Annotated in this window: 19 protein-coding genes; 7 read left to right on the top strand and 12 right to left on the bottom strand. The window is 59.7% G+C overall.

Going from position 1 to position 24,269, the window contains the following annotated elements; genetic code table 11:
• Positions 1 to 105 precede the first annotated feature (105 nt).
• Both BBX50_RS04965 and BBX50_RS04960 read left to right on the top strand, forming a co-directional pair.
• Positions 106 to 1,443 (top strand): hypothetical protein, encoded by a 1,338-nt coding sequence (locus BBX50_RS04965; protein WP_065774206.1) that lies wholly within the window; start codon positions 106 to 108, stop codon positions 1,441 to 1,443.
• Positions 1,444 to 1,753: 310 nt separating this feature from the next.
• On the top strand, positions 1,754 to 3,934 hold the full coding sequence (locus BBX50_RS04960) for an exopolysaccharide transport family protein (RefSeq protein WP_065783728.1): 2,181 nt from the start codon (positions 1,754 to 1,756) through the stop codon (positions 3,932 to 3,934).
• Positions 3,935 to 4,218: 284 nt separating this feature from the next.
• Here BBX50_RS04960 and BBX50_RS04955 read toward each other — a convergent pair whose 3' ends face one another.
• Positions 4,219 to 5,565, bottom strand: coding sequence for an oligosaccharide flippase family protein (locus BBX50_RS04955; RefSeq protein ID WP_244513097.1), 1,347 nt, complete (start codon positions 5,563 to 5,565; stop codon positions 4,219 to 4,221).
• A gap of 301 nt (positions 5,566 to 5,866) precedes the next feature.
• Between BBX50_RS04955 and BBX50_RS04950 the strand changes: the two genes are divergently transcribed.
• From BBX50_RS04950 to BBX50_RS04935, 4 genes are all read left to right on the top strand, one after another.
• The gene (locus tag BBX50_RS04950; protein WP_065774204.1) at positions 5,867 to 7,183 is read left to right on the top strand and encodes a polysaccharide biosynthesis/export family protein; all 1,317 of its coding nucleotides are present in this window, start codon (positions 5,867 to 5,869) and stop codon (positions 7,181 to 7,183) included.
• Positions 7,184 to 7,397: 214 nt separating this feature from the next.
• Positions 7,398 to 8,081 (top strand): PIG-L deacetylase family protein, encoded by a 684-nt coding sequence (locus BBX50_RS04945; protein ID WP_065774203.1) that lies wholly within the window; start codon positions 7,398 to 7,400, stop codon positions 8,079 to 8,081.
• 37 nt (positions 8,082 to 8,118) lie between these two features.
• Entirely contained in the window at positions 8,119 to 9,327 is a 1,209-nt protein-coding gene (locus BBX50_RS04940) for a DegT/DnrJ/EryC1/StrS aminotransferase family protein (RefSeq protein WP_065774202.1), read from the top strand.
• A gap of 76 nt (positions 9,328 to 9,403) precedes the next feature.
• A complete protein-coding gene (locus BBX50_RS04935; RefSeq protein ID WP_065774201.1) occupies positions 9,404 to 9,994 on the top strand; it encodes a sugar transferase in 591 nt (196 codons plus the stop codon).
• On the opposite strand, the gene BBX50_RS04930 is transcribed toward BBX50_RS04935, so the two are convergent.
• The 11 genes from BBX50_RS04930 to rfbF form a co-directional block, all read right to left on the bottom strand.
• Positions 9,960 to 11,327: an O-antigen ligase family protein gene (locus BBX50_RS04930; protein WP_065774200.1), complete on the bottom strand. Its 1,368-nt coding sequence runs from the start codon at positions 11,325 to 11,327 to the stop codon at positions 9,960 to 9,962. The genes BBX50_RS04935 and BBX50_RS04930 overlap by 35 nt on opposite strands.
• Positions 11,328 to 11,486: 159 nt before the next feature.
• Positions 11,487 to 12,296 carry a 3'(2'),5'-bisphosphate nucleotidase CysQ gene (gene cysQ / locus BBX50_RS04925; protein ID WP_065774199.1) on the bottom strand — a complete coding sequence of 270 codons (810 nt, stop codon included), beginning with the start codon at positions 12,294 to 12,296 and terminating at the stop codon, positions 11,487 to 11,489.
• Between the two features lie 53 nt (positions 12,297 to 12,349).
• Positions 12,350 to 14,242, bottom strand: coding sequence for a sulfate adenylyltransferase subunit CysN (cysN, locus tag BBX50_RS04920; RefSeq protein ID WP_065774198.1), 1,893 nt, complete (start codon positions 14,240 to 14,242; stop codon positions 12,350 to 12,352).
• On the bottom strand, positions 14,242 to 15,141 hold the full coding sequence (gene cysD, locus BBX50_RS04915) for a sulfate adenylyltransferase subunit CysD (protein ID WP_065774197.1): 900 nt from the start codon (positions 15,139 to 15,141) through the stop codon (positions 14,242 to 14,244). The genes cysN and cysD overlap by 1 nt, the downstream gene beginning before the upstream one ends.
• Before the next feature lie 82 nt (positions 15,142 to 15,223).
• Complete coding sequence (locus BBX50_RS04910) at positions 15,224 to 15,721, bottom strand: GtrA family protein (protein WP_065774196.1); 498 nt, start codon at positions 15,719 to 15,721, stop codon at positions 15,224 to 15,226.
• Positions 15,693 to 16,706, bottom strand: a complete 1,014-nt coding sequence (locus BBX50_RS04905) for a glycosyltransferase family 2 protein (RefSeq protein WP_083213546.1) — start codon at positions 16,704 to 16,706, stop codon at positions 15,693 to 15,695. The genes BBX50_RS04910 and BBX50_RS04905 overlap by 29 nt, the downstream gene beginning before the upstream one ends.
• A gap of 15 nt (positions 16,707 to 16,721) precedes the next feature.
• The gene (locus tag BBX50_RS04900; protein WP_083213545.1) at positions 16,722 to 17,696 is read right to left on the bottom strand and encodes an NAD(P)-dependent oxidoreductase; all 975 of its coding nucleotides are present in this window, start codon (positions 17,694 to 17,696) and stop codon (positions 16,722 to 16,724) included.
• Positions 17,697 to 17,747: 51 nt separating this feature from the next.
• On the bottom strand, positions 17,748 to 18,971 hold the full coding sequence (locus BBX50_RS04895; protein ID WP_065774194.1) for a class I SAM-dependent methyltransferase: 1,224 nt from the start codon (positions 18,969 to 18,971) through the stop codon (positions 17,748 to 17,750).
• 18 nt (positions 18,972 to 18,989) lie between these two features.
• Positions 18,990 to 20,228, bottom strand: coding sequence for an aminotransferase class I/II-fold pyridoxal phosphate-dependent enzyme (locus BBX50_RS04890; RefSeq protein WP_065774193.1), 1,239 nt, complete (start codon positions 20,226 to 20,228; stop codon positions 18,990 to 18,992).
• The gene (gene rfbG, locus BBX50_RS04885; RefSeq protein ID WP_065774192.1) at positions 20,218 to 21,375 is read right to left on the bottom strand and encodes a CDP-glucose 4,6-dehydratase; all 1,158 of its coding nucleotides are present in this window, start codon (positions 21,373 to 21,375) and stop codon (positions 20,218 to 20,220) included. Before rfbG ends, BBX50_RS04890 begins: the two co-directional genes overlap by 11 nt.
• A gap of 3 nt (positions 21,376 to 21,378) precedes the next feature.
• A complete protein-coding gene (rfbF, locus tag BBX50_RS04880; RefSeq protein ID WP_083213544.1) occupies positions 21,379 to 22,203 on the bottom strand; it encodes a glucose-1-phosphate cytidylyltransferase in 825 nt (274 codons plus the stop codon).
• Positions 22,204 to 22,607: 404 nt separating this feature from the next.
• On the opposite strand from rfbF, the gene BBX50_RS04875 reads away from it, so the two are divergent.
• Entirely contained in the window at positions 22,608 to 24,236 is a 1,629-nt protein-coding gene (locus BBX50_RS04875) for a hypothetical protein (protein ID WP_065774191.1), read from the top strand.
• Positions 24,237 to 24,269 lie beyond the last annotated feature (33 nt).

The raw sequence follows: 24,269 nt of genomic DNA, 5'->3' as shown, positions 1-24,269 counted from the left end.
AGGATTTTCAAGCTGCGCATTGGGCAGCGGGCAACGCAGGCAACTGACCCTGCGGGCCGTCGGTGTTTCGCAGGACGCAGGAGCGCCTCACTCCAGGCCGCGCGAATGCTCGTCTTGCTTTCAGCGTTCTGGGGCGCCGTGCCTTTGACGGCAGATGCGCAGTCCGTTGCGTTTCCCGGTGCCGAAGGGCACGGGAAAATGGCGCAAGGCGGCCGCGGTGGCCGCATTATCCCGGTAACGAGCCTGGAAGATGCAGGCCCAGGCACGTTGCGTGAATGCATTGAGGCAACGGGCTCCAGAAACTGTGTGTTCCGGGTGTCGGGTGTCATCCGTCTCAAGTCCTCACTCATTATCGGCGAGGAAAATCACTCGGTTTCGATCCTGGGGCAAACGGCGCCGGGCGGCGGGATATTGCTGACCATTGACCAGAAAAATGAGGAGTTGCGACATACGCCGCTCGTCGCCAAGCAGACGCATGACGTGATCGTCCGGCACCTGCGTATACGGCCGCGGCTGCCCAACTCGATCAAGAACGTCCATGCAGCGGTGATAGAGAACAGCAAGCGGGTCTATTTCGACCACACGTCCATGTCCTGGGCCACCGACGAGAATGTCAGCACCTATTCGAACACGACGGATATCACCATTGCGAACTCGATCTTTGCCGAGGGGCTCAACAAGCACAGCAAATGCACGCTGCTCGGTGCCGACCCCAGGGTTCCGCAAAACATCACCTTCTGGCGAAACGCTTGCATTTCCAACAACGACCGGAACCCGGACAACAACCATTACGGCAGGTCCTGCATCGAGATCATAAACAATGTGTTTTTCAATGCGCGATCCGAATGGGGCGAGGTGTTTTCGCAGTATCCGGGCGGCACGCCGATTTCCTATGTCGCGAACTATTTCAAGGCCGGGCCGAGCACCGTCGAGAAGACCTATGCGATCAAGTGGCAGAATGTCGAAAGCGCAGGTGAGCCGCAGATCTATGAGAGCGGCAACATATTGTGGGCACCTCCACCAAAGTCGCTGCAACTGCTCTCACCGGGAACGGCGCAGTTCGTCGTGCCGCGCCCGCCTTGCCCGCTCGCAGTCGATACAGTCATCGCTGCCGGTGAGGCCTATGATCAGGTGCGCAGCCAGTCCGGCGCGTTTCCTCGCGACGAGCTCGATATCCGCTGGATAAAGGAGATGGGCCAACAGGGAGAGCATGGAACAGGGCGAATGGTGATCGAGCCCGGAGAGATCCCGAGCATCCAAGAGGCGGGCGCTTATGTCGACGAAGACGGTGACGGCATGGCCGACAGCGTGGAAGCGACGTTTGGAGGCGTCGTCGGCTCGAATGATGCTTGGCAACCGGCTTCGGCGGGCGGGGGCTCGCGCTTCGACCAGTTCATGGAATGGTTGTCGCAGGAACGCGTTGCCGGTCGATACCCGAACTAGATGGGGTTCTGGAGTATCCTGCAACGGCCGGCGTGCCCGATAGCCAGACCGGCTCATTGCTGTCTTTGGTCTGGGGCTGCTTGCAGCAACAGGTCACAATCGTGGCGATCGGCGGGGTCGGTGGCGTAGGTCAAAAGGCTCTATTGCTCTTCCAGGCTTGGTATAATATAGTTTTCTAAATTTGAATGTTATTTCCATGTGAATATTTTCTCGGCGCAGTGTTGCCTATCGCTGCGAAGAGTGCGCGCGTTCGTGTCTTGTAATTCTTTGAAGTCAAGTTTTTCTATCAAAAATATACGTTAGGGGTCTCATGCTGACCATTGATCGCAAAGTCGAAACGCCCGCTGGGCGCGGGCAGGCAGCTGCGGTTCAGTATCGAGAGGCGCGAGTGACGCCGCGCGGCTATGGTGTCCGCGACCTGTTGGAGCTTTTCCGACGGTATCGATTGACCTTTTTCACGCTGCTGGGATTGGCGATGCTCGCCACGCTTCTCACGGCCGCGCTCTTGCCGCGCGTCTACACGGCCGCCTCCGCGATCGTCTTCGACCGCAACGACGTTCGGCCCTACGAAGCACAGGTCGAGTTGCGCAAGCTCGAGCGCGACCGCTCGGTGATGGAGACGGAGCTGGATGTGATCCGGTCACGCGTCTTTGTCGGTGTCGTCGTCGATGCGCTCAACCTGGTCAATGATCCCGATTTCAACACATATCTGCCCAAGGTTCGCAGCGAGCATGAGACGTTCCTGCAAGCGTTTTTTGCCAATATCTCCGAGTTCATTTTTGGCGGACCGGACACGCGTATCCAAAAGGAAAGGATCATTTCGGAGAACGTGCAGCGCAACCGCGCCATGTCGATGCTGTTGAGTTCCTACACCGTCACCCGCACCGGCGAGAGCCTGGCGCTGACAATCCGCGTGGAGCAATCAAATCCGCTGAAGGCGGCTACGATCGCCGACGCCATTGCGGAGCAGTATCTCGCCTGGACGGCGAAGAAGACCGAAGAGGCGACGAACAACACTGTCGCCTACCTGCGCGGCGAAATGGCAAGCAGCGCCACCAGAATCGCCAGTATGGAGCGGGATATCGCCGCTTTTGCGCGCGACAGCGACCTTACCTTCGATCCTCAGGACGACGTACTCAGGGCGCGCATGCTGCAGCTCAACGAACAGTATGTCGGGCTGCGCGTCGAGGAGGCGGGGGCGGCTGCGAAATACAACGAAGCCAAGGCGCTTGTGTCCTCGGATGACAAGAAGATTGCCGGCAGCGCTCTGACATCGACGCAGCTGGACCAGCTGCGCGCGGAAGAGGCGCGTCTCGAACGCACGCGTGCGCAGCTCGGCGCCAAATTCGGCAAGAACCATCCGCTCGTTTTGGATGCCACAACGGAACTCGAGTCTGTTCGCGCCATGATCGGAAACGAGGCGCGGCGCCTCGTGCAGGAACTGGAGAACAACGCCAAGGTTGCGTCCGCGCGCGCGGAGAAGTTCCAAAGCGAGCTAAGCGCGCTGCAAGATAAGGTTCAGGGACGGAATCTGGCAGAAATTCGCAGGCGGGAACTCGCCCGCGACCTTCAGTCGGAACAGGCTGTCTACGATCAGATCGTGCTGCGGCTCGGCGCTCTCAATCCCGAAAGAGGGGAGTACAAGCCGACGGCAAGGATTGCCTCCTATGCGGAAGTGCCGACGAAGCCAACATTCCCAAACAACACCATGGTGATTGTGGCCGGCAGCATCGGCGCCATGTTGCTATCGGTCGTCGGGGTTATCATATCGGACGCGCTGGAAAGCAGGCTGTATCTGCCGCGCGATGCCGAGCACCTGCTCAATCGCCCGAACCTCGCAAGCATCCCCGACATGCGTAAGCGCTTTCGGAATTCGTCGGCGTTCTATCACTACATGCTCAACAATCCCGAGTCACCGGCCGCCACCGCCATGCGAACGCTCTGCATGGCCTGGCTTACGATCGACCACGAGGCGGGAGGCAAGGTGGTGATGCTGTGTTCCCCGGCGCTTGGTGATGGTAAGACCACGGTCGCGCTCGGCATGGCCACGATGGCGAAAATCGACGGCTTGCGGCCGATCGTGATCGACCTCGACATGTCCGCGCAAAGCGCTCCGAGTATTGCCGGTGCCAACACCAAGGAGAGTGCGATAACAGCACCGCTCGAAGGCAAGGTCGATATCAAGAGCCGGGTCTGCGCCTCGCCTGCCTACCCCTTCCTCGAGTTCATTTCGGTGCGGCCAGGCTTGATGAACCTCGATGTCCTTTGCGCTGAGCTGCGCGATTGTTACGACCTCATCATTGTCGATGCCCCGGCGGTCGAAGAGAACGAGGGCGTGATCTGGCTGGCTTCCCATGTCGATTCCGTCATTCTGGTCTGCAGCTCGGGCGGCACGACGGATCGCCAGCTCGCCAATGTCCAGCAGCGGCTGTCGCTGAACCACGCCGTCATCCTCGGCAGCGTCATGAACTATTGCGACAGGTCGGAGTAGCGCGCCAGCAGTGCGCGCGGCGCTCTCTTCGGCGAGCGGAGGCTAGGCGCGGACGTCTGGCTGCCGTGCCGGCGAACTGACGCGATAAGCTTTACAGCGCCGCGCATCATATATGCGTAAATCAGGATGCTGTCGGCTCGTCTCGAGCCTGAAGCCCGTTGGCTCTCCCTATGCGTTTCAACCGTTAATCTCGCACAAGCCATTACCGCAAAACCGCTACAGAGTGTTACGGCGATGGCGCCGTACGACGCTCGGGCGCCGGTCGAAGCCTGCTCTCTACGTCATCACTTGTCGGCAAGTTTTCGGCGATAGGCGATCGCCATTTGGACGAACCAGACACCCGACATGACGATATGAGCCACATTCGCGCCGACCGCGCCGACGCGCGGTATGAGCACGATCGCCGTGGCGCAGAAGAGGAGGCCGCCAGTGAGCGCGCTCTGCAGCAGAACTTTTTCGTGCCCCATGGCGAGCAATGCCGAGTAGAGGGTTCGGCCGCACAGAAAGATGATGACGGCGACGAATTGTACCATGACGAGCGGGGCGGCCGCCTCGAAGCCTGGCCCGGCCGTCACGCGCAGCACCCATTCGATCGTCAGGTACGCCGTGACCAGAGCGCAGACGCCGAAGCCGAACAGCAGCCAGCCAGTCTGGCTGACGGTCTTCCTGAATTCCGAAGTCCCTTCCGTCGCCCACACGCGAGAAAGATCCGGATAGAGCACCGCCTGAACCTGCTCGCCGGCCTGCTGCGCGATCTTGGCCACGCGCTTGGCGATATGGTAGAGACCCGCCGACCCTGGGTCGGCGAGATAGCCAACGAGAAGCGTGTCGAATTCGAAGGCGCAGGCCTGAATGATCAGGGCCAGATTGGTCGAAAGCGAGAAGCTCCAGAAGCCGGGAAAGCGCGTTCTTATATCGCCGAGCGGCGTCTGCATGACGCCATGCAATCCCTGCTTGCGCAGCTCACGAAAGGCCCAGATGGTTCTGTTCAGGCTGCTGCAGATTTGCGAGGCCATCCAGAGCAGCATGAATTCGAACAGCCCCCAGCCGAGATAGACGCCGGCGAGGCATAAAAGTGCCCTGAGGACGCTCGCGGCCACTTGGCCGTAGGCGACGATCTTGAAGCGGCCGTAGAGACGCATGACGGCCGTCGGCATGCCCGTCACCTGGAACGGCAGGACCGCGCAGTAAATCAGCACGAAGCGGCTCATCTCGGCAGAGATTCCGAAAAATGGCCCCGCAAGAAGTACGATCAGCACCGCCAGGCCCCATCCGGCAAGTGCGGTGGTAAGGTCGATCAGCAAGCCGAACTTGAAGAGCGCCTTGAGGTCGTCGGTCTCGCCGACCTGCAGCGCCTTTGCTCCGTATTTGATGAGCGGCTGCCAGGAACGAAAACTGACGAACCGCTCTATGCCGCGCGTATAGGCGAAGGAAAGCGCCAGCAGGCCGTAGTCAGCCGGACCGAGCGCCCGTGCCGTCAGCGCAAAGCCGACAAGGCCAATGAACGCGCTGGCGAAGTTGCCGGTCAGAAGGTGAGCTATGTTCTTGAGCCGCCCGTGGAGGTCCGCTTCGGCTTGCCAGGCGGAACGATACTTTTTTGTCTTTTTCAGTAGTGATTCCAATAATATCACAAAATTACATCCTGCTTTGAGGTTGCAATTACGCCTGTTTCATGGAACAATGGACGATATGTTTTAGAGTTCTCGCTCAGCGAGTTTCGTTTGCTTGCCTTTTCTGGGCGAAATTAATTACGTTCAAGAATGCAATTAAAGATTGTGTAATGCTTTCTGCTTTTCGAAGCATATCATAGTGACTGAAAGAAATTACAGAGGTCTCGTAAAATAATTTCAACGATTGTTGTAGTTTAAATTCCGCTTCTCCTGGTGCGGTTGACCTTTGGTGAAGTGCGGATTTTATTCATTAGAGGGAAGCATGAAGTTTCCGGCTCAAGCAATCTACCGCCTGTTCAATCTTGTCGCTCTTGCCGCGACCGCCAGTTTTTTGATGGTCGTCTCGCTTCAGGCCGCCGGGGCGGTAAGCGCCGGAGCAACCAGCGCGGGCGCAGCCAGTCCCGCCGCGGCCGGTGCTGGAACAGCGATCCAGGCGCCGGCTGCTTACCGGATTTCCGTCGGGGATATCTTGTCTTTCGACATCATGGACGACGCCGACCTGCCGGTCTCGTTGACGATCGGTACCGACGGCGTTGCGGCATTTCCGCTCATTGGGGCGGTGAAGATCGAAGGGCGAACGATACCTGAGGCCATGGCGGCTCTACGCGGCGAATACTTGACCCGTCAAGTGCTGACCGACCCGAAGCTCTCCCTCAGTATCATCACGGTCCGCCCTGTTCTGATCCTCGGCGAAGTGAGGACGCCAGGTTCGTTCCCCTACTATCCCGGATTGACGGTCGAGCAGGCTGTCGGCCTTGCTGGAGGACCGCTTTCGGCCCTATCCAATCCCGCTGACCGCATCATCGCCCGTGCGAAGCTGCGTGGCACCATCGAGGAAACGGACGTCGAGATCGTGCGCGAGGCGATCTATACCGCGCGTCTCTACGCGCAATTGCGCGGCTCCGACAAGATTGACCTCAAGGACGTGCCGGAAAGCGTCAAGACCTACGTCGATGACACGTCGGTCGATTCCATCGTCGCAATCGAGGAAAAGATCCTGAGGACGGACCTGGTGTCGACGCGAAACCAGATCGAGATTCTCAATCAGAGCATATCGCAAACCGAGGCGAGCCTTGTCATCCTCGACAAGCTGAAGGCGCAGCAGGAGGAGGTGGTTGCCCTTAACGAGCAGGTCGAGGCACGCACGCTCGCCTTAAGAAAGAGGGAACTGAATACGGAATCCGAGCTTTCGCGCGTGAAGATGGCAACGTCGAGTGAAAAGTCGCGGCTGCTGGAGCTCTACGCAGAAATCGGGCGCTCCAGCCGCGAGCTTGCCAATCTCAAGCTGCAACTGGCAACCTTGCAGGCAAACCGGGAGAAAGAGATCCTGACCTTGCTGCAGGAGCGCGAGGCGACGCTCAAGAAACTGGAAACGGTGCGCGAGACAACCGAAGAGCAAATGCTCCTGATGGCCGCTGCCGATGCCGACACACGCAAACCGAATGAGATCTCGTTCCTCTACAAGATCAATCGTGACACCGGGCACGGCGAGGTCAAGGCGCGGCAGAGCATTGAGGCCACGAGCCTGACCGAGGTGTTGCCCGGGGATGTCATCTTTGTTTCGATCGCTGGTCTCTAGAGCATCCCGCTCTCAAGTGGATTCACGTGAAGCGGAAAGATGCTCTAGAATCAAAGTGCTAGAGCGTCCTTGGTGCGTTCATATGAACGCACGGCGCTCTAGTCCAGATATACAGTGTCTACGTCCGTATACAGATGGAGAGTTGCGTGAGGGGTGAGTTCGCATGCGTGCCAAAGCCGAGGAGTGTCGGTGACGTATTGATGGGGGCGGCGCGATGACCCTTACGGAAACCTTCGGAAGGACGCTCGTGATCGCGCCTCATCCCGACGATGAGGTCCTGGGTGCCGGCGGCACCATGGCAAGGCTGGCTCAGCAGGGAAACGACGTCTTCGTGGCTGTGGTTACGGAGGGAAAGCCACCGACCTTTGACCGCGCCTCGGTCGCCGCGGTCCAGGCCGAAGCCCACGAGGCGCATCGAATTCTCGGAGTGAGAGAGACGCGCTGGTTGGGGTTTCCCGCCGCTGCCTTGTCCGAAACGTCGCATTCGGCGCTCAACGCCGCCCTCTTCGAGCTTGTGCGTTCCATCTCACCGCAGACGCTGCTCATCCCTTTTCTTGGCGATATGCATATCGATCATCAGTTGATCTTTCTGTCGTCGCTGGTCGCCGCAAGGCCGCATCAGCCCGGCTATCCCAAGACGATCCTGGCCTATGAGACGCTGTCGGAGACGAATTGGAACGCCCCTTACGTGACGCCGGGCTTTGTTCCGAACGTCTTTATCGACATCAGCGACCACATCGATCGCAAGCTTGCCGCCATGAGGGCATTCAAGTCCCAGATCCGCGCGGCTCCGCATGAGCGTAGCATCGAAACTCTGACCGCCCTTGCCACCTTGCGCGGTGCCACCGTGCTCAAGTCGGCGGCCGAGGCCTTTGTGATGGTGCGGCACGTGATCTGACATTTCTGGAATTTTCGGTCGACCGAGGGAGCAAGCCGTGACGACGTGGCCGGTATATGACGAGGAACAAATTGCGGATGTCGTGGCAGTCTTGAGGTCCGGCAAGGTGAATGCCTGGACCGGACCCCATGTCGCGACCTTTGAGGAAGCCTACGCCCGCGCGCTCGGGCGGACGCACGCGATTGCACTTGCGAACGGAACGCTGGCGCTGGAACTGGCGCTTTTCGCCCTTGGTCTCGAAGCCGGGGACGAGGTGATCGTTACGCCGCGCAGTTTTGTCGCTTCCGCGTCCTGCGTTTCCTTCTGCGGTGGCGTGCCCGTCTTCGCGGACGTGGATGAGAACAGCCAGAATATCAGCGCGGAAACGATTGCCCCGAAAATCACCAGCCGGACCAAGGGTATCATCGCCGTCCATCTTGGCGGATTTCCCTGTGACATGCCGGCAATCATGGCGCTCGCGAGGCGGGCGGGGCTGTGGGTCATCGAGGATTGTGCCCAGGCCCACGGTGCCGAAATCGACGGTAGACCTGTTGGAAGTTTCGGCGATATTGCCGCGTTCTCCTTTTGCCAGGACAAGATCATCACCACTGGCGGCGAGGGCGGGCTGATCGCTCTTGACGATGAGGCGCTCTGGAAGAAGGCATGGAGCCGAAAGGACCATGGCAAATCCTATGATGCTGCCTTCCTGCGACAGCATCCGCCCGGATTTCGCTGGCTGCATGAAACGATCGGCACAAACTGGCGGATGACCTCGCTTGCGGCTGTTCTGGGGGTGAGGCAACTCGAGCGCCTGAGCGGATGGCGCGCCGCAAGGACGCGCAACGCCTCGATCCTCGACGATGTCGTCGGTCGGCTTCCGGCGCTGCGTGCACCGCTTCTGCCGAACGGCTTCCGCCATGCGTATTATCGATACTACGTTTTCGTTCGGCCGGAAGCTTTGAAGCCGGGATATGATCGGGACGGGATCGTGGCGGCCATGAATGCGGCAGGGATCGCTTGCTTCACGGGCAGTTGCTCAGAAGTCTACCTTGAAAAATGCTTTTCGGATCTCGGGCTGTCGCCCTCGGAAAGACTTCCCGTTGCCCGTCGGCTCGGCGAAACCAGTATCGCGCTTCTGGTCGACCCGGCGCAGAGCGAAGAGGCAATGATGCGGGCCGCCCGCCTCCTGCATGACATCGTCAGTGAGGCGTCCAGACCCGCTTTGGGGCAGCATGCGCCGGCCGGTGAAATGGAGGTACGGGCGTAGACCTGTGCTTTCGGGGTATTGTTGAGCGCAGGTGACGCGGTCGCCCGGGTGCACGACGGGGTGCTTGGAGTTGGATATGAAACGGTGCTTTGACATCGTCTTTGCATTGTTTGCGGGCCTCTTGAGCCTGCCGATTATGCTGGTGGTTGGGATTGCCGTCGCGTTCTGGCTGGGGCGGCCCGTGCTGTTTCACCAGACCCGGGCGGGGCTCGACCGCCGTCCGTTCCGCATGATGAAATTTCGGTCGATGTCGGATGCCAGGGATGCTGAGGGGCGGCTCTTGAGCGACGAACAGCGGACCGGTCGGTTTGGGCTTTTGCTCCGCCGGACACGGTTGGACGAGCTGCCCGAGTTCTGGAACATCCTGATCGGCGAAATGAGCCTTATCGGTCCGCGCCCGATCCTGCCGGAAACGATTGATGCACTCGGCGAGCGCGGCACCCTGCGCTGTAGCGTACGGCCTGGTCTCACCGGTTGGGCGCAGATCAGTGGCAATGCCATTCTATCGAACGACGAAAAACTCGACCTCGACCTCTGGTACATTGCCAACCGCTCAGCCTGGATCGATCTCAAGATTGTCGCGGAAACCGTTCTGGTGATGCTTCTCGGTGATCGTATCAGCGAGCGGCGGCTCAACGCCGCGCGTCCGGGCCCGCCTGAGACATGAAGCCTTGTTCCGGTTGTGTGAGCACCGGCTCGGGTTGGCCAAAGGCATCGGGAACCGGCTTCGTCGAACGCGAGAGCGCGATGTAGGCGCAGGCGAGTGCCACGGGGAGCACGAGCGGGAACGGCCAGAAGCGGCTATAGGCATGCGGCACCGCATTGGCGACCAGGAGCAGCATGGAGACGTTGGCTGCGATGCATCCCGCGAAGGCCCGACCTCCGGGTAGCCGCGCCACCGCCAACGCGGGGCCAAAGGCGGCGAGGAGCATGACCAAAAGGCCAATGGCGGATATCAGGCCGCCTTCTGTCCATAGCAGCAGATAGAGATTATGGACCGGCTGATGGATAGCGCTCGCTATCCGGTATTGGTCTGCGCCCACCCCGATCAGCAATGTGCTGTCGGTCATGTTCATCGCTTCATAGATCAGTTCGACACGGTGGTCGAATGTGCCGGCTTGTCCGATGTCGCCGCTTTCGAGGGCGCCAAGCACGCGCTTCTGGAACGCGGCCGGCAGATAGTCTCGCGCGGAGCTACCGACGGCGAGGACAATGCCGGCAAGCAAGACGATGTTGACGACCAGCCGCTTCCAGTTGACGCCAATGATCGCGAATACGCTCATGCCAAACACAAGGGCGATGAGGCCCGTATTTGAGCCCGTGAGCAGGATCCCGTAGATGAGGATCGGCAGGGCGATGAAGGCATAGACGCGGTTGAGCCGTCTCGTCGTGATCAGCAAAAGCAGGATAGGCACTGCGAGCGCTATGACCGCCGCGCACTCGTTCTCGCGCTCCATCAATCCGCTGAAGCGTCCGTTGCCGCTCACGAAATTGGTGTTTGTGCGACCGTCGACATGGATGAGATAGATCCCTTGAAAACACAAGACGAGGATCGAGAACACATAGGTCTTTGCAAGGATCACGAGTTGGTCAAGAGTGCGGCCGCTGAACAGCAGCACCACGAAGAGATAGGCGTAGAGATATTGCGTAACGACGACGATGCCGCGCATGGGGTCGGGGCCGGCAATGCTGCTTGCCAAGAGCCCTGAAACCAGTAGCGTCAGCCCCAGCCACCACAGCCCGCTGCTGACGCGACCGAACAGCTGAAGATCAATGTTGCGGTTGAGCACCGCAAAACAGAAGCAAAGAAGGGCAAGGAAGTCGGCGACGGTAAAATTCGTGTCGCCATACCGAAAGTAATTCATCGAGCAGAAGAAGACGGCGCCAAGCAGCAGGATGAACTCAAACTTTCTGCTGAGCGCAAGGCCCGGTGTGTCGCGACGCATCGCGTCGCGTTTGGGGGCCAGTCCGGCCGGAAGGCTATGGTCGAACATGCTCATGGTATGCAGTCGCCCTCAATGGACACGAAGGAGATCGCAGCGTTCAGGTTCGAGGGTGGGCAATTCTCAGGTCCAGTGTCCCAATCGCCCGCCGGATCTGCTCGCCTCCGCCTCAGCGCTGGCATTCCTCGTTTCCAGACATCTTAGACCGGTTTCGTTTCATTCCGCTTCCTTTTCGGTGGCGAGAGGCCCGCAATCCCGCCCCCAGCCGATGAAGCCGGGATTGGCGAAGTCGCAGTCGTTCGCCTGACGGCGCTTTCCATAGAGGAAGGGTTGCCCGTCCAACGTCGTGACGCGGCCGCCGGCGGCACGCAATACGGCGTCGCCTGCGGCCGTATCCCATTCCATGGTGCGTCCGAAACGCGGATAGACATCAGCCAGGCCCTCGGCGAGCAGGCAAAATTTGAGCGAGGAGCCGATCGACGTGCACTCAAGGATCGCGTTCTTTTGGAGAAAATCGGCTGTTTCGGCGTCGCTGTGGGAACGGCTGGCAACCGCCGTCAAGCTGGCCGGCCGCGGCCGGCAGCGTATTTCCGCAATCTCGGTGACGGCGAAGTCGGCGGCCACATGAAACTTGGTGGCCTTGCCGCCTTCGGCAACGTAGCCGACCTGCCGTGCAGGCGCAAAGACCACGCCTGCCACCGGCTCGCCATCGCTGATCAAGGCGATGTTGACGGTGAAATCACTGCGCCGGTTGATGAATTCCTTGGTGCCGTCGAGTGGATCGACGAGAAAGAAACGCTGCCCGTCGATATCGGGCACGGCGCCTGCCGCAACGGATTCCTCGGCAACGACAGGGATATCCGGGAAGGTCTGCGCCAGTATGGCAAGGATGATTTCTTCGGCGGAGCGGTCCGCCTCGGTGACCGGCGAGCAGTCTGCTTTTTCGGCAACACTGATGTCACGTTCATAAACGTCGAGAATAGCCTTGCCGGCCTCTATCGCGGCTGCCGTGAGCGTGTCGATCATCGCATCCCTCCAATTGCATTCTTTGGCTTCGCTGCCGTCCGCTGACGCGGTTGCTATTGTTCGTCCAGGTAGGCCTCGATCTCGCTTGCAAGAGCCGTGACCTCGTGGCCCACCGTATGGAGGTGGATCTCCGGCGCCTCCGGGCGCTCATAGGGTGAGCTGATGCCGGTGAAGTTCCGGATCTCGCCGGCGAGCGCCTTCTTGTAGAGGCCCTTGGGATCACGCCGCGCGCATTCCTCGATCGGTGTGTCGACGAAGATCTCGATGAATTCGCCAGGCGCGAACATTTCCCGCGCCATGCGGCGTTCTGAACGGAACGGCGAGATGAACGAGACGAGCACGATCAGGCCCGCCTCGGTCATCAGCTTGGCGACTTCGGCCACGCGTCGGATGTTCTCCACGCGGTCCTCTTCGGTGAAGCCAAGATCGCGGTTGAGGCCGTGACGGACGTTGTCACCGTCGAGCAGGAACGTGTGTTTGCCTCTGGAATGCAGAATCTTCTCGACGATGTTGGCGATCGTCGATTTTCCGGAGCCGGAAAAACCGGTGAACCAGAGCACCCGCGGTGTCTGATGATTGAGTGCGGCGCGCGCCTTCTTGTTGATGTCGAGCGCTTGCCAATGGACGTTGAGCGCCCGTCGGAGTGGGAAATCGATCATGCCGGCGCCAACGGTCGCGTTGCTGAAACGATCGATCAGCACGAAATTGCCGGTGGTGCGGTTGGCCTTGTAGCTGTCGAAGACGATCGGCGCCTGGGTGGAGAGATTGCACACGCCGATCTCGTTCATGCGCAACGACTTTGCCGCTTCCTCGGCGAAGGTGTTGACGTCGATCTGGTGTTTCAGGCTCGTGATGGTGGCGCTCACGCTGTCGACCTCGGTGCGCAGGATGTAGCTGCGGCCGGGAAGCATCGGATCAGGATGGAGCCAGATCACGTGGGCCATGAACTGGTCGGCGACATGAGGGCGGTCTTCAGGTGGCACGAGCATGTTGCCGCGCGAAACTTCCAGTTCGTCTTCCAACACGAGCGTGACCGACTGCCCCTCGATCGCGCGCGCGAGCTTGCCGTCGTAGGTGACGATTTCCTTGACCTTGGATAGCTGGCCGGATTTTGCCACCGCCACCGGGTCGCCGACGGCTATGCTGCCGGATGCCACCTGCCCGGCAAATCCGCGGAAATCGAGGTTTGGGCGCAGGACGAGTTGAACCGGAAACCGAAACGGAGCTTCGGTCGCATCTTCCTCGATCGGGACCGTCTCAAGATGCTCAAGCAGCGTCGGTCCATCATACCAGGGCATCTTCGGCGACCGGCTTGTCATATTGTCGCCGAAGCGCGCCGAGATCGGAATGGGAGTGACCGTTGTGAAGCCGAGGTTCCTGGCAAATTCCCTGTAGTCGGCAACAATTGACTCGAAGACGCGCCGATCATAGCCGACCAGGTCGATCTTGTTGACGGCAAGAAGGACATGGCGCACCCCGAGCAGGGACGCGATGAAGGAATGGCGGCGCGTCTGACGAAGGATGCCTTTACGGCTATCAACGAGCACGATTGCGAGCGTCGCGGTCGATGCGGCCGTGACCATGTTTCGCGTGTATTCCTCGTGCCCCGGCGCGTCTGCAACGATGAACTTGCGCCGCGACGTGGCGAAGAAGCGATAGGCGACGTCGATGGTGATGCCCTGTTCCCTTTCGGCTTCGAGGCCGTCGATCAAAAGAGCAAAATCAATGTCGTTTTGGCTTGCGTTGCGCCGCTTGGTGTCACGCTTGATCGCGGCAAGCTGGTCGTCGAACAAAAGCTTGCTGTCGTAGAGCAGCCGGCCAATCAGGGTTGACTTGCCGTCGTCGACGGAGCCGCAGGTCATGAAACGCAGGAGCGATTTCTTTTCCTGTTTGGCCAGATAGTCCAGCACGGTGCTGGTTGTGGCGGGTGTGCTGAAGGCCGTCATCAGAAGTACCCCTCCCGCTTTTTCTTCTCCATCGATGCGGCCTCGTCGGCGTCGATCAGGCGACCGTGCCGCTCGGACGTCCGTGCGGTCAGCATCTCGCGAACGATATCCTGGAGTGTTGTCGCGCTCGATTCGATGGCCCCGGTGAGCGGATAGCAACCGAGCGTTCGAAAGCGGATCAGGCGCTCTTCGACCTTTTCGTCGTCATGGAGCGGCATTCGGTCGTCATCGACCATGATCAGCATGCCGTCCCGCTGAACCACCGGGCGGCGTGCCGCGAAGTAGAGCGGAACGATCGGAATGTTTTCCTTGAGGATATATTGCCAGATATCGAGCTCGGTCCAATTCGACAGAGGAAAGACGCGGATGGTCTCCGAGGGGCCGACACGGGTGTTGTAGCTCTTCCACATCTCGGGCCGCTGGTTCTTTGGATCCCAAGCGTGCTGACTGTTGCGGAACGAAAAAATACGCTCCTTTGCTCTGCTCTTTTCCTCGTCCCGTCGCGCGCCGCCAAAGGCGGCATCAAAGCCATATTTGTCGAGGGCCTGGCGAAGCGCCTGTGTCTTCATCACATGGGTGTGTACGTTGGAGCCATGGGTGAAGGGGCTGATCTTCTGTTCGACACCGTCGCGGTTGATGTGAACGATCAGATCGATGCCGAACTGGGCCGCGATGCGGTCGCGAAATTCGATCATCTCGCGGAACTTCCAGGTCGTGTCGACGTGCAGGAATGGGAAGGGTGGTTTTCCTGGATAAAACGCCTTCATCGCCAGATGCAGCATGACGGAGGAGTCCTTGCCGATCGAGTAGAGCATGACCGGCTTGGCAAAGGTTGCGGCGACCTCTCTGAAGATGTGGATCGCTTCGGCTTCAAGTCGCTGCAAATGGGTTAAAGACATGGCGTTAATACTCCGATATGCGAAATATGTACTATCATCTGCAATATTGTTGTCTAGTTTTTACTGATATGAAAATTGAGATCTAAGAGATATTCGGTTGCTGTGTTTCAGGAGGATGCCGGCTGCCTAATGCGACGGCATCCTCCATCGCGTATTTCATGACGGCATTCGCTGCTGCAGCTTCGCGAAACACCCAGAGCCGAGACGTCAGGTAGTTCCAGACGAATACGATGGGGACGCTGACGAGCTTGGCGATGGGCGCCGGGATCAGCAATGCAAGGGTCGAAACGATGGCCGTCGAGATCAGGAGGCCGGCAACCGTCGCCACGACAAACTTAACGGCTTGCACATGGCTGCGGGCGGCGCGGAAGGTCCAGGCGCGATTGAGCATGTAGCTCACCGCGATCCCGCAGGAATAGGAAACCAGGTTCGAGGAAAGTGGCGGCACCCCCACCAGATAGAGTGTGTTGAACAGTGCCATGTCGAGGAGGGTCGTCAGCGCGCCAACGGCAGCAAACCGTGCAAGCGTCGCGCCGCCGCGCGGCCCGGCGCTAATGTCTTTGATTGTCGGCCGCGACATCGCCCCGCCTCCATTCCGGCATCATTGGTGCCGGTCGCCGGTGTCGGTCGTCATTGAGCGATGCTTCGATGATCGGGGCAGGGCGTCGCTTAGATTGCATGAAAATGCGTCCCACATATTCGCCCATGATGCCGAGGAAAATTGCGTTCAGAGTGATGGAAAGCAGAAGCAGCATCGTCGTCGTGGCAAAGCCCGCCGGCCAGTCCTGTCCAAACAGAAGCTTGCCGACGAGGTAGCCGAGCAGAAGCAGGAGGGTGGCAGTGCCCATCACCAGGCTTGCCATCGAGGCGAGCCGCAGCGGCGTCAGCGAATGGTTGAGGATCCCGTCGACGGCGAGTGACAACATGGCCCTGAACGGAAACTTGCTTTCGCCCGCGACACGCGCCTGTCGGTCATATTCAAAGCCGACCTGCGAGAAACCCATCGCACTGATAAGGCCACGCAGATAGGGCGACGTATCGTCGACCTTGCGCAACTCATCAAGAATGCATCGGTCGACAAGTCGGAATTCGCCGGCGTTGAGAGGCAGATCATCTTCGCTGAGCGCGTTGATGCACCAGTAGAAAGCGCGGCGGATCCGGGTCGTCAGCCACCCGTCCTTGAGTGTCCGGCGAATGCCGTAGACGACCTGGTGACCCTCCAACCAAAGGTCGACCATGCCTGGAATGAGATGCGGAGGATCCTGCAGATCGCAGTCGATCTGAACGGAGCAATCGCCCGTCGCCGTCTTGTAGGCGACCAGCAGCGAGCGCTGATAGCCGATGTTGCGGCTGAAGCGGATGACACGGACGGTCGGGTCTTCGCGGGCAATTTCTGACAGAATGTCGAAGGTCCTGTCGGTGGAGTGGTTGTCCGTAAAGATGATCTCGCGGTCGTATCCGGGAAGGGTCCCAAACATCTCGACGATCGCCTCGTGGGCGCGCCTGACATTGGCCTCCTCGTTGTAGGCCGGCACCAGGATCGAAATCTTTGGTTTCTTCTTCATCGCGTTTCACCACCCTCAGACGGTATTGCGCGATGCGCGGCCATCGCTTGATATGGGCGGTAGTACCCCTCGGCGCCATGCGATTGTGCGGGCTAGCCCCTCCGTCAGCGGCACCCGCATGCTCCAACCGAAAAGATCCTTGGCTCGCGCGGTCGATGCACGGAAATCCCTGATGCCCCCGGTCGACCCCACTCCGTATTCTATGAGGCCCGGGTCGGCACCGGTGTGCTCGACGATGAGCTTTGCAACCTCCCGCATAGTTGGTGCCATGCCAGTTGCGACATTGACGAGCCGGGTGCTTACCGGCGCATCGGCAATCCGAAGCAAGGCTTCAATGACGTCGTCGACATAGAGCAGATCGCGTCGGTCTCCCGGATTGCGGACGACGCAGTGCTGGCCGGCGAGGCAACGTTCGATCAACAGCGGAATCATGAATTCCGTCGATTGCATCGGGCCGTAGACGAGCGCCAGCCGCGCCGTGATTACGGGGAAGGACAGGCGCGCCTGCAAGCCACCGATGAAATGTGTGGCGGCGGCGAGTTCGGCGCCATAGGCGTTGACCGGCAACTCGCGGCTATCTTCTTCGTAGGGTGTCGGCGCCGAGCCGTACTCGGCAAGGGAGCCGGTTCTGACGATCTTTCGCGGCGGGTGGCGGACAACACTCGCGGCTCCGAGGAGACCGAGCAGCGCGTTGAGGTGTTCCCGGATTCCGGCCTTGGCGTCGTTGAGTTCGGCTTCCTCGCGCCGCCTAGGTCGGGCGGAGAGATGAAAGACGATCTCCGGCGACACGTCTGAAAGGCACCGCTTGATAGCCTCTTCAGACTGAAGGTCGAAGTTGTGTCGGGTGAACGCACCATCGACGGCATCGAGCCGGCTGTCGTCGGTGCCGGGCCTTGCCACGACATGGACTTCATAGCCGGCATCGACGCAAGCGCGCGTCATATGCGAACCAATGAATCCAGCCGCGCCGGTAATCAATACTCTCGACATGGGCCTAATCCCGTTTGCGCCAAATCGCCGTATCGCAACCCGTCCCGACTTCTAGTTGACGAGGGTCGGGTAAGGCAGCGGCACGAGGAAGCGGCCACCACGCGCGGCAAAATCAGTTTGCTGTGCCCGGATCTCGTCGAAGAAATTCCAGGCCAATACGAGGAGCACGTCGGGCGCGTCTTCGGTCAATACCTCGGGCGAGCGGATCGGTATCTTCATACCCGGCGAGTACAGCCCCTGCTTTAGTGCATTTCGGTCAACCAGATAGTCGAGCCTGTCGGGCCCGATCCCGAAAAAGTTGAGGAGGGTGTTGCCCTTGGCCGGCGCACCGTAACCGGCGATGGTGATGCCGTCCTTCTTGAGTTGGTCGAGCATGGCGTTCAGGTCGACACCGATCTTGCGTACCCGTTCTGCGAAGGCGAGATAGGTCTCGGCCTCGAGCATCCCGGTGTCCAGTTCTTCCGCCAGCATTTCACCGACCGTCGCCGACGGACGAGTGGCGGCGGCAGCATGTTTGAGGAAGACACGCATCGACCCTCCGTGCACGCCAAGGCGATGAACGTCGACGACCTCAAGGTCGAAGTGCCCGCTGAGCTTGACGAGCGACAGCAGGCTGAACTCGGAGACGTGCTCGTGATAGATCGTATCGAATTCGTTGTTTTCGAGGAGGTTCTTCGCCCACGGCACTTCGACGACGAAGACGCCGTCTTCCGCCAGCCAGTCTTTGACACCGGCCATGAAATCATGAAGGTCGCCGATGTGGTTGAACGTGTTGGTCGTCACGATCGCCTTTGCCGAACCGTACTCTTTAACAAGGCGTGCCGAGCCGTGGTGGGTGAAGTAGCCGACATCGACGTTCACGCCGCGAGCGCGGGCAATCTCGGCAAGGTTGGCCGCAGGGTCGACACCGAGCGTGTTTCCGCCGACCTTGTTGCAAGCCGAAAGCAGAAGGCCGTCGTTGCAACCGATATCAACGATCAGCCCGCTTCCGGCCGCCTTCTTCAGCACATCGGCCAATCCTGCGAAGTGGTCGTGCATGGAGGTGGCGCTCGAGGGAACGTAGAGATAGTGCTCAAAAAAACCTTCCGGAACCTGGTCGGAAACCTGTATCAGGCCGCACGTCAGGCAGACCTGCGAGTCGAGCGGATAGGTGGGCTGGCTTTCAGGCACATCCTCCGACCGCACGAAGCTGTTTGCCGGAGGGTGATCACCCATGCAGAGAAACGTGAGCGGGTCGGCTGCAAGACAGGCGCGGCATCTCGTAAGACGTGTCATCTTTAAACCCCATATCACTTAAAAGAAGGAGGCAGGTTGCTGTTGGCTGCGCCTGCTGGACCCTGAATTTGCAAATCGAAGCGCGAAATCGCGGAACGACTGGTGGATGTGATCCAGATGCGCCGGCGTCAGCCCGTGGTGGCAAGCGAGCAGGATGCCGCCGCGCATCACGTCGTCGGCGATTGGGTAGCCGCGGGGATCGACCTTGCAGGCGACACCGTTCATGGCCGGCTGGCGCAGGATGTTGCCGGTAAACACCGGCCGGGTCTGGATGTCGCGCTGCTCCAGGAAGATCTGCATCTCGCGGCGGGTGAAGGGGGCATCGGCGTGCACAGTCAGCGGAAATGCCAGCCATCCGGTTCGCGAGAACGGCAACTGCCGCGGTAGCACGAACCAGTCCTCGTACTCCTGGAAGAAGGCCATCTGCTTGGCGAAGTTGCGCTCGCGCGCGTCGATGTTCTGTTGCAGGCGATCTAATTGTACGAGCCCGAACGCGGCGCCCATCTCGGACGGTTCTATGTTGAACCCCAGAACTTCGAATACGAACTTCGCATCGTAGTCGAAGCCGTCGAGGTCGATGTTGAAACGGTTCTCGATGGTTTCGGATTCAACGAAAAGCGAGGACGTGCGGCCCCAGGAGCGATAGAGAAGCGCCGTGCGCGCCAGTTCATCGTCGTTGACGCAGACCATGCCGCCATTGCCGGCCGCGGTGATGACATGCGAACCGTAAAAGCTGGTCGTGCTGATATCGGAGCGCGTTCCGGTGCTCTTGTCGCGCACCGTTGCACCGAGCGTGTCGGCGCTGTCCTCGATCACCAACAGCTTATGGGCGTCCGCGATGGCGCGAATGCGGTCCCAATCCGGCAGGTTGCCGATCAGGGACGGGATCATCACCGCCTTCGTCTTCTTGGTAATCATGCGCTCGATCGCGTCGGCATCGATGTTGTAGGTGCCGTCAACCACATCGACGAAGGCCGGTAGGAGGCCGGCACGCACGATCGGCGCTACCGTCGTGGCAAAGGTCAATGCAGGGGTAATGACTTCGGAGCCCTTCGGAAGGTTGGCGATCTCGATGGCGAGATGGTTCGCCGACGAACCCGAATTCACCATGATGCCATGCCGTTTTGCGAAAAGCGCGGCGACGCGCTCCTGCATCGCCCTGACGGCTTTGCCCATCTGCGTCGATGACCGCAAGACTGCCATGACGGCATCGATTTCTTCCTGGCCGTAAACGGACTGCCCGTAATTAACTCGCATCTTTCCAATCTCCGATAGCGCGCAATGGCGATGGTCTTGCGTCGGGTTCAGCTTCCTGTTTCCAGGCGTCGGCGTATTGCTCCAGTTGATGTTCGGAAAACGAGCGGATGTGCGTGGGATCGTCGCGATACTTCCTGTACCAGGCGGCGGTCATGGCCACGGCGTCGTCAAGGCGGAGTACCGGCTTCCATCCGAGTTCCGTACGTGCCTTGGTGCTGTCGAGGCGCAGAATGGTGGACTCCACCGGCCCGTTCGCCTGCTGCTCCACGATGTATCGCGGCGGGGCGTCGCCCCAATGGCTGACGACCATCTGGGCAAGCGTTCCAACATTCACCGTTGCTTCCTGATCGGGGCCGAAATTCCAGCCACCTGCAAAGCGCGTCCTGCCGTGAACGAGATGGGCGGCGAGCATCATGTAACCGCGAAGCGGCTCGAATACGTGTTGCCACGGCCGGATGCTCGATGGATTGCGCAATCGCGCCGGGTTGCCGCTTTCCACCGAACGGACAAGGTCCGGCACAAGCCTGTCGGCGCCCCAGTCTCCGCCGCCGATAACATTGCCGGCGCGCACGCTGACGAGCTGCGGCCCGCTCGCATCGTTGAAGAACGAGGAGCGGTAGGCGGCCGCGACAAGTTCGGCGCACCCTTTCGACGAACTGTACGGGTCGCGCCCGCCCATCGGGTCGTTCTCGCGATAGCCCCACACCCATTCACGGTTTTCGTAGCACTTGTCGCTGGTGACGACGATGACGCCCTTCAGCGATTTCAGCCTTCGCGCCGCATCGAGCACGATCGCGGTGCCGACGACGTTGGTGGCGTAGGTATCGACAGGGCTCTCGAACGATGTTCGAACGACCGCTTGCGCAGCCATGTGGATGACAAGATCGAAATCCTGCCCCTGGATTGCCTGCGCAACATCTGCGGCGACCCTGATGTCGCCGCTATGGCCCTCTACGATTTCGCCAAGTTCGGTCGCCAGAAAGAAGGACGGCTTCGACGGCGGCAGGGATAGCCCGACCACCGACGCACCCAGCCGCCTCAGCCACAGCGCGAGCCAGCCTCCCTTGAAGCCGGTGTGGCCCGTGATCAGGATTCTCCGACCATGGAACGCCTCGGAAAGGTCCGCCTCGCAGGTGATCGCAGCCATGTCCTACATCCGTACGTGATGGGTAGACGTTGGGGGTGTCGTTGCTGCGATGTGGTCGCGTTCAAAATGCAGCCACGGCGGATCGTCGCTCTCGCACAGGCCGTTCAGGTAGTCGCGATCGCGGATCGTATCCATCGGATGCCAGAAGCCGTGGTGCTTGTAGGCAAACAGCTGCCCGTCTCTTGCGAGGTTGGTCAGCGGCGACATTTCGAGTGGCTCGGCAAGCCCCGGGATGTAGTCGAGGACGCCCGGTTCAAAGACGAAGAAGCCGCCGTTGATCCAGGTTTCCTTCTTCTGGACCTTTTCGGTGAATTCGACGACCTGGTCACCTTCGATCTCGAGGTTGCCGAAGCGCGCCGGGGGCTGGACCGCCGTGACTGTCGCAAGCCGTCCGTGCGAGCGGTGGAAGGCAAGAAGCGCCTCGATGTCGATGTTCCCGACACCATCCGAATAGGTCACCATGAAGGGTTCGTTGTCGAGCCACTCACGCAGGCGCAAAAGCCTGCCTCCCGTCATTGTCGACAGGCCGGTGTCCACCACCGAAACATTCCAATCGAGCGGATGATTGGGATGCAGCACCATCGAGCCGCTTCCAAGCGCGACAGTAAAATCGGCCGTCGACAGATGGAAGTTATGGAAAAAGCTCTTGATGGACATGCATTTATAGCCGCCGGCCACGACGAAGTCGCGGTGTCCCCAATGGCTGTAAATGTCCATGACGTGAAGAATGATGGGTTTGCCACCAATCTCGACCATCGGCTTGGGTATACGCGTGGTTTCCTCGGCAAGGCGCGAGCCAAGCCCTCCCGCAAAGAGAACGACTTTCATAGCGGTCTCCAAGAATATATGTTTGGGATACTGTTGACGTCTTAGGTTTTATTCATGGGCAATCGCGATCCAATGCGCGATGAGGTCGTTTTCAATAACTGATAAAAATGCACGCCAATAAATGCAGGCGTTTGCCTGCGCGTTACGGAATATATCTGGATTAGTCCCAGGGTTTCCGTTATCTTAAGTAACCAATATAAAAGAAATACCTTATATTATGCTTGGCCGCAAGCTTTTTTAGGTGTCAGGTTTATCCTTGCGCGCTTGTCCGGATTTTCCCGTATGCCACGCGCCACCGGTGCCGTCACGTTCCCGCTTGATGATCCGAGCCAGAGCGCGGCCGTCAATGTTCGCGTCGCTTCCCGCTTTCTATACTTCGTCGATTGTTTGTTCGGAGTTTTTAGATGACATATCCAGCAAACGTTTCTTCCGAGGAAAAAGTCTCGGTTCGCGGAAGGTCTGTAGAGTTTTTTTACTATCTTGCGACTGCGCTGTTCTTCTTGTTTGTGTCTTATTTCTTATTTCTCCGCATCATGAATTTCGAGATGCGGCGGGACGAGCAACTGTATGTTCCCCCGATCCGGCTGCTAAACGACCATGCGCTCTATGGTGATTTCTTCTACAATCATCCGCCGGGCTCCGCATGGTACTTCTACGGCATCGGCAAGCTTGTCGAGCCGAGTTACCTGCTTCTGAGTGGCCGAGTGGGTGTGTTCCTCGCCTGGATCCTGTTCGCGGTGGTGGTGGCGGGCGTCGTGCACGCACTGACACGTTCGGGCTGGGCAACCGTTTGTGTCGTGGTTGTTTCCTTGGTGAACGAACTGTTCCTGACGCAGACGGGTGTCAGCGCCACCAACAATTTCTTGCCCTGGCCGTTTGCCTTCCTCGGCCTCAGTCTTTTCCTGTTCGCGCTGCGCAACGAGCGGCGGCGCGCCGCGCTGGCTGTATTGGCCGGCTTCTTCCTGGCGCTTGCCGTGAGCTTCAAGTTGAGCGCTGTTGCCTTTATACCCGCCGTGGCTGTTGCCGCATTCCTATTGCCGCGATCGCTTAAGCTGAAAGACCGCATCGGTCAGGTCGCCGGTCCACTGATGATTGGCGGCCTGCTTGGAGGAGCGCCGATCCTTGCTTATCTCTTCAGGGACCCTGAGCTCTTTATCGCGCATGTGGTTCGCTATCACACCGGACCGCACCCGCAATATTGGCGGCTGATGAGCGGTGACGGGGAGGGAGGCGCAATGTCGCTCGCCCAGAAGCTCGCGCTGGCTCAGGAGATATGGTTTGCGCCGGCTGTCGCCGTGGCGCTTGCCGCGCTGCTGGCAGTCGCACTGACGGTTTTTGCCCGACGCGCTGAGAATACGGCGCCAGAGCCGAAGGCACGGATCGGCGAGGTGCTGGTGCTGGCGGGCGTATTGCTCTGCAGTGTCGCCTTGAGTTTCGTGCCGACGCCTGGGTTCCCGCAATATTTCGCGCCGCCGCTGGTCTGCATTCCACTGGCGTTCGCGCTCTTGCTAGAGGCGCTCGGGCCGGGGGCACTTCCTATGGCGCGGCCGATCCTTCTGGCCGCGGCGCTTGTCGTGCTCGCCGTCAACGCGCCGCGTCTTGGTCAATACATCGGTAAGGCGACACATCCGCAGCAATGGGCGACAATGCGCGTGCATGAGCAGGGCATGACGATTGCGGAGCGGATGCAAGCTGCCGGTGTCAGCGGCAAAGTGGCGACCCTTTCGCCGATCTATCCGCTGGAAGGCGGCCTCGACGTCTATGCCGAGCTTGCTACGGGGCCATTCGCCTATCGCACCGCTGCCATGACCGACCCGGAGCTGGCGAAGTACTACAAGATGGCGTCGCCGGCGACGATTGAAGCAATGTTCGATAAGGACCCGCCAGCGGCACTTCTGCTCGGTTTTGAGGAAGAGCTGGAAAAGCCCATGCACGCCTATGCACTGAGCCATGGCTATGTGCAGTCCGCTCCCCTTGGTTTCAAGGATCGGTATGGGACCCCTACGCTGTATCTGAAGCCGGGCTCGCCCTGAGCATCCTTGTGGCGGTGACCGGGAGACGATCCG

The organism is Ensifer sp. LC11, assembly GCF_001695835.1.
Taxonomy (GTDB): Bacteria; Pseudomonadota; Alphaproteobacteria; order Rhizobiales; family Rhizobiaceae; genus Ensifer.
The sequence above is the reverse complement of the archived record's forward strand: the minus strand, read 5'-3'. Positions and strand labels throughout refer to the sequence as shown.